The organism is Paenibacillus sp. AR247 (assembly GCF_002968895.1).
In the GTDB taxonomy this organism is placed as follows: Bacteria; Bacillota; Bacilli; order Paenibacillales; family Paenibacillaceae; genus Paenibacillus_AQ; species Paenibacillus_AQ favisporus.
Genome location: NZ_PCZT01000026.1, coordinates 1 through 6,173, shown reverse-complemented (window position 1 = coordinate 6,173; position 6,173 = coordinate 1). Strand labels below are relative to the sequence as shown.

Genomic DNA, 6,173 nt, shown 5'->3' with positions numbered 1-6,173 from the left:
GTACTGTATTGGGGGGAATGGTATCTTTATCACATTCAAGGGGGGATTTCATGGACCGGTTAAACCAGCCGCTGGAAATCAGGGCCAATTATAAATGGCTGGGCATTTTGGGAGTCATCGGCCTTATTTTATTCTTTTTCGTTCAAGTGTTTCCGCAGACGAGCTCGGAGACGCTGGAAGGGCAAACGACCAAGGTCATCAGCAAATCGGAGGCGGAAGCAGCCGCCAAAGCGTTTGCCTCGGACCGGTTGAATATTCAAACAGGCATTGCAGCCGAACCGCTAGTCACGTACCAGTCGGAATCGGACCTTTACGGTTATTTATCCAAAGAGAAGCTTCTTACGGAATATAACAAGAAATACGAACCGAAGTATCCTTATGACGTGTTCCGGGTCCGGCTGCCCGAGTCGAGCGATCAGGGATATGTCAATGTAGACGTACATATGAACACGGGCAAGGTGGTCGGATTCTCCATCACGCCTCCGTATTCCAAGTATGCGGCCGCGATGGCCGAAACGAACGAAACGATGCGCAAGCAGAAACTGAGAATTGTCGAAGGAAACATGACGCTGGAGGATAAAGAGGAAATCGCCTCGTCCTGGCTGCAGAAGCTGGGCTACAACACAAGCTCCTTGGAAGTATCGAGCGGCAAGGATGAGCCCGGATTGATCTATACCGACTCCTCCTCGCAAATTGGAGAATCGCAGCTGGAATTCAAGTTTTCTTTTGAGGATGGGGAGCTTCACTCCTTCCTCCCTGGATTTTCGGTCCCATCCGCTCATACGGCTTATGTAGAGAAGCAGACCAATAGCGCCACAATGCTGACCATGTTGGGATATGGACTGTTTACGATCGTGCTCGGCATTCTCGCCATTATTTACAGTGCGCTGACGCGGCGGTACACATCCTTTACCCGCGGGCTGTTTTTGTCCTTGTTTTATTTTGTTGTCTCATTGCTGACGACTTATAACATGCTGCCGGTGCTGGAAGCGGAAGGCTTCTCCCAGTTCGGTCTGATCGTGGCCATGGTCGTTCAGGTGATCCTGAGCATAGCGATGACGGTGCTCCTGTATTTCTCCCTGGTCGGCGGGGACGGATTATGGCGCAAAGCCGGTTACAACGCCTGGGCCCGCGCCAAAGAGCCAGGATACGGGCGTTACGTGCTCCACAGCATGTTCACCGGGTATTTGTGGGCGTTTATCCTGATGGGGGCGCAGTCGGTGATCTATCTCGTCCTGGACCGGACGATCCACAGCTGGTCCACGACGGACGCCTCGCAGTCCCCGTATAACATGCTGTACCCGTGGATGCTGCCGATCATGGCCTGGATGGCCGGCATCTCCGAGGAAGCAGTGTACCGCCTGTTCGGCATACCGATGCTGAAGAAAATCGTAAGGAACACATTTGTCGCCTGCGTCATTCCGACGCTGATTTGGGCCTTCGGCCATACGCTGTACCCGATCTACCCGATATACACCCGGCCGATTGAGCTCCTGTTCATCGGTCTCCTGTTCAGCTTGATCTTCCTGCGTCACGGCTATATCGCGGTCATGTTCGCCCACGTCGTGTTCGACAGCATCCTGATGAGCTTCAGCTTGTTCAGCATGGGGGATCTGACGAACATTTTGGCGGGCGTGGTCACCTGCGTCATGCCGTTTATCGTCGCCTGGGTCATTTACCTGTTTTACGGCAAAAAGAAGGAGAAGCCGTATGTTACGACTCCTCCTCCTGAAGGGCTGCTATAATTTGGCCGGCGAGCTTGTCGCCGATCGAGAGAGGCCGGAAGTCTTCAATCCGGGCCTCTTTATTTTTTTGAGCGAGCCAAAATGCTTCAGCAGCAGCTTGCGCCGCTTCTCGCCGATGCCAGGGATGGCGTCGAGCTTGGATGCCACCATCGACTTGCCGCGCTGCTCGCGGTGGAAGGTGATGGCGAACCGGTGCACCTCATCCTGGATGCGCTGGAGCAGGTAGAACTCCTGGCTGTCGCGCGGCAGCGAAATCGGCTCGGGCGGATCGCCCACCATCAGCTGCGCGGTCCGGTGCTTGACGTCCTTGACCAGACCGCACACCGGAATGAACAGGCCCAGCTCGTTCTGCAGCACGTCGATCGCGGCGGAAATTTGCCCTTTGCCGCCGTCCACGACAATCAGGTCAGGCAGCTCCAAATTTTCCTTGAGCACGCGCTCGTAGCGTCTGCGGACGACCTCCCGCATCGTATCGTAATCGTCCGGTCCCTGAACCGAACGGATTTTGTACTTCCGGTATTCCTTTTTGTCGGGCTTGCCGTCGATAAACACGACCATCGCCGATACCGGATTCGTTCCCTGGATGTTGGAGTTGTCGAACGCCTCGATCCGGTGCAGCGACTCAATGCCAATATACTGGCCGAGGTTCGCGGCGGCCTTGGACGTCCGCTCCTCATCCCGTTCGATCAGGCGGAACTTCTCGTCCAGTGAGACCTTGGCATTCTCTTCCGCCATGGCCACGAGCTGGCGCTTCGTCCCCCGCTGGGGCACCAGCACCTTGATGCCGAGCCATTCCTGCAGGGATGCTGCGCCGCCGCCGGCATCGATGGATTCCGCGGCATCCTCTGGCCGGCTGCTGTCTTCCGCCTCTTCCCCTTTTGGCATGTCAGGCAGCAAAATTTCTTTCGGCAGCGCCGGATTGTCGCTGTAATACTGCGTCACGAAGGACATAAAATCGCTGTACGCCTCCCCATAAAACGGAAAAACAGACGCGTGACGCTGAATCATTTTCCCCTGGCGCATATACAGAATCTGCACGCACATCCAGCCTTTATCCACGGCAAAGCCCAATACGTCGCGGTCCTTGGTGTCCGTCGTCGTAATCTTCTGCTTCTCCATGATCGCTTCAATATTGAGGATCTGGTCGCGCAGTTCCTTTGCCCGTTCAAAATACAGTTCTTCCGCCGCCTCCTGCATCTTGCGCTGGAGCTCCTTCTTAATCTCTTCGTGTCCGCCACTCAGAAAAGAATTAATTTCCTGGGTAATACGGTCATACTCCTCCTGAGGGACTTCCTTCTCGCAAGGTGCCAGGCATTGGCCCATATGGTAGTACAGGCATACCTCCTTCGGCATAACCCCGCATTTGCGCAGCGGGTACATTCGGTCCAGCAGCTTTTTCGTCTGCTGCGCGGCGTAAGCATTCGGATAAGGGCCGAAATACTTGGCTTTGTCCTTGAGCACGCGGCGGGTCACCTCAAGGCGGGGATGCGGCTCATTGGTAATTTTAATATAAGGAAACGTCTTATCGTCCTTCAGCAGGACGTTATATCGCGGCTGATGCGTTTTGATCAGATTACATTCAAGAATGAGTGCTTCAATGTTGCTTCCGGTCACGATATATTCAAAATCCCGGATATCCGCCACCAGGCGCTGCGTCTTGCCGTCATGGCTGCCGGTAAAATAGGAGCGGACCCGGTTCTTCAGCACCTTGGCTTTACCTACATAAATAATCTTGCCATCGGCATTCTTCATCAAATAACAACCGGGCAGATCGGGCAGCAAAGCCAGCTTGTTGCGGATCTTCTCCAGTGCTTTTTCCTGTTCCTGTAATTGCTTTGCAAAATCGTCCATGCCGTATCGGCTCACCTCCCGGTACTTATATTATAGGAGAAAACGGCTGAATACAGCAATATAACCCGGCAAAAGTCGGGGTTTCGTCAAGATAGCCTATTCGGTTACCTTCGGGGCATCCCGCCACTGCATGTAAATATACAAAAAATCCCGACAGCCTGTTTTCGGTCTTCCGGCAGGGATCCGTACCTGCATACGAATAAAGCGCCCCCGGAATCATCCGGAGGCGCCTGTCATCGGCCATGCACCAATTATTGGTGTTTAGCGATGATGTTTTTCAGGTTTTCTTTGGAGTTCAGGCCGACCACTTTATCAACCGGTTGACCGTCCTTGAAGAAAATCAAAGTCGGGATACTCATCACGCCGAAACGGGACGCCGTTTCCGGATTGTCATCCACGTTCAGTTTGGCAATTTTCACGGAGTCTCCGAGCTCGTTAGCCAGGTCTTCCAGAATCGGAGCGATCATTTTGCAAGGACCGCACCATGGTGCCCAAAAATCTACCAGAACCGTACCTTGACCTTCGATTTCAGCGTTAAAGGATTGGTCGGATACATTCACAATTGCCATAATAGGTTTCCTCCTTATAAGAAAAAAATTCGGTGTATTCTGCTTCACAGAAGACAGACCATGTTTAGCGGCTGTACGCAGGGGACGAAAAAATGGCCATGCGGCTTGGTATCCCCCGTAATCGCAAGAGCGCAAATGGACGTCTAAACTGATATGTCTTTGTGGACAGTTTAAGTATAACACATTCCGTAAAGAAATGTGAAACCCTTAATTACAGATTAAACGAAATTCGGGCCCCTTAACCGTTCAGCCACCCTTCCCTGCCCCTATAAGTATTCACCATATATTCTTTACAAATTCTTTGAAGTTTGGGTATACTAATGTTAACTCGGGTTTCTCTGTTCATGAGAAGGCTCATTGACATCAGGCTGAAACCATGATGAGGAGGCATTTGTTCAAATGGATGCAAACGTGCACGCTAACGATCCGCGGAAACACGTGAACGAAGAGCCGCGCAATGATTTAATGGATCTGATGAATGGCTTTGGCGGAATGGCGCTGTTTATGACCGTTCTGTTTGCAGTCATGGTGATCATTAAATTTGTTATTTCCGGCTAATTAGCCCCATAGGGCTTACAAGAAAACCTGGCTTCACCTGTCTTTTGGACAGGTTGGCCAGGTTTTTTTGGCTTAAAACAGTGAATTTGGTAATGATGCAAAATGCCGCTTGGCCCGGTCCTGTTGAAATGGCCCTTTATCACTGTCTGCGGCGCTGATTCTCCCCGTGCAAATGCACGACATCGACGAACGGCGCGATGCGGTCCATCAGCCGCTGCCCCTTATGCCCTTCTTCGCCATCTTTGTTCGTGAAGCTCAGATGCCTTTCCAGGCCGTCCAGAGCATAATTCGACGTATAGAAGGTCGGCTTGCGGTTCATCCGGTAATTCAGGATGGAGCCCAGCACGTGGTCGCGTACCCAGGGACTTAAATTTTCGGCGCCGATATCGTCAAAAATGAGCAGATCGCATGCCTTCATCAGCTCCACGGTCTCCTTCAGCTTCACGTTATCGCTAAGCATCCCCTTCAGATCCTCCACAAAATCAGGCATGTACACGATAACCCCGGTATGACCGGTAATCGCCAGCTCATGGAGGAGATAGCTCATCAGGAACGTTTTGCCGGTCCCGAACGATCCGTACAGATACAATCCCTTGTTCGGCAGACCGTTCTCGCGTACGTCCCGGATATACCGGAATACCTGATTCACCGCCGGAGCCCGGTTCCGGTCCTTGCCCATAATCTCGACCTCGTTATATCCTTCGCTCAATGCACGCTCGTCCACGTAAAAGCTGCGGATCCGCTTCTTGATCTGGTCCTCTTGCTGCTTGGCCGTCTGCAGGGTACAGGGAACCTTGCGTTCCACCAGCTCCGTAATCCCGTTGACGACCTCCACCTCCAGCTTGCTGTAATGCCCCTGAAAATCGTTCGGGCACCGCTCGAGCCCCGGGCAGCGGTCACAGTGCCGCCGGTCGGTTGCAAACTGGTACAGCCGGGTCACGTTCATCCGCAGCAGCGATTCTTCCAGCTCCGGATACTCCTGCCGCAGCTCCCGTACCGCCGGATCCCTTAACAGTTCGTCCGCGATCTCCTGCGACCGCTGTATAAAGGATGGCCCTCTCATCTGCTTCAGCAGCTGCCCCAAAGAATCCATGCCGGTTGTCCTCCCCTCTCTTCAGGCGGTTCTATATGCCGCCCTTTTTCTTGCTTGCCTGCATTTCAGCTGCCATACGCAGCATTTCCTCAAACTCTTCCTCGCTGACATCGCCGCCCTGCCCGTCTTCCTGGGCCAGCGGGATATCCGGCTTCATCTTCACCGTTTTGCCGCCGTATGTACGGGTTCTTGCGCCGCCGGCTGCTGCGGCCTGCTTACCTTTGACCTTGGACTGGTCGCGGATGTACTCCACGGCTTTCTCATAGGAGTTGACCTGCTTCAGCAGCATGTTGGAGGCGATGGCCTCGACAAAATTGCGGTTGATCCGCTGGTCGTTCCCGCCTTCGGTCAACAGGG

General features: G+C 53.3%; 5 protein-coding genes and 1 pseudogene. 2 read left to right on the top strand and 4 right to left on the bottom strand.

Going from position 1 to position 6,173, the window contains the following annotated elements; all coding sequences use genetic code 11:
- Nucleotides 1-50 precede the first annotated feature (50 nt).
- The gene (locus CPT76_RS34200) at nucleotides 51-1,745 is read left to right on the top strand and encodes a CPBP family intramembrane glutamic endopeptidase (RefSeq protein ID WP_105446078.1); all 1,695 of its coding nucleotides are present in this window, start codon (nucleotides 51-53) and stop codon (nucleotides 1,743-1,745) included.
- Here CPT76_RS34200 and uvrC read toward each other — a convergent pair.
- Nucleotides 1,740-3,596 (bottom strand): excinuclease ABC subunit UvrC, encoded by a 1,857-nt coding sequence (gene uvrC / locus CPT76_RS34195; protein ID WP_374954759.1) that lies wholly within the window; start codon nucleotides 3,594-3,596, stop codon nucleotides 1,740-1,742. The two genes, CPT76_RS34200 and uvrC, sit on opposite strands and share 6 nt — an antisense overlap.
- 251 nt (nucleotides 3,597-3,847) lie before the next feature.
- A complete protein-coding gene (gene trxA, locus CPT76_RS34190; RefSeq protein ID WP_076174051.1) occupies nucleotides 3,848-4,165 on the bottom strand; it encodes a thioredoxin in 318 nt (105 codons plus the stop codon).
- 399 nt (nucleotides 4,166-4,564) lie between these two features.
- Here trxA and CPT76_RS34185 point away from each other — a divergent pair, with 399 nt between their 5' ends.
- A complete protein-coding gene (locus CPT76_RS34185) occupies nucleotides 4,565-4,723 on the top strand; it encodes a YqzM family protein (protein WP_089548459.1) in 159 nt (52 codons plus the stop codon).
- A 139-nt stretch (nucleotides 4,724-4,862) separates the two neighbouring features.
- On the opposite strand, the gene dnaI is transcribed toward CPT76_RS34185, so the two are convergent.
- Together dnaI and CPT76_RS34175 are read right to left on the bottom strand one after the other, a co-directional pair.
- Nucleotides 4,863-5,816: a primosomal protein DnaI gene (dnaI, locus tag CPT76_RS34180; protein ID WP_105446077.1), complete on the bottom strand. Its 954-nt coding sequence runs from the start codon at nucleotides 5,814-5,816 to the stop codon at nucleotides 4,863-4,865.
- Between the two features lie 31 nt (nucleotides 5,817-5,847).
- Nucleotides 5,848-6,173: pseudogene (locus CPT76_RS34175) on the bottom strand (helicase DnaB); the annotation flags it as partial.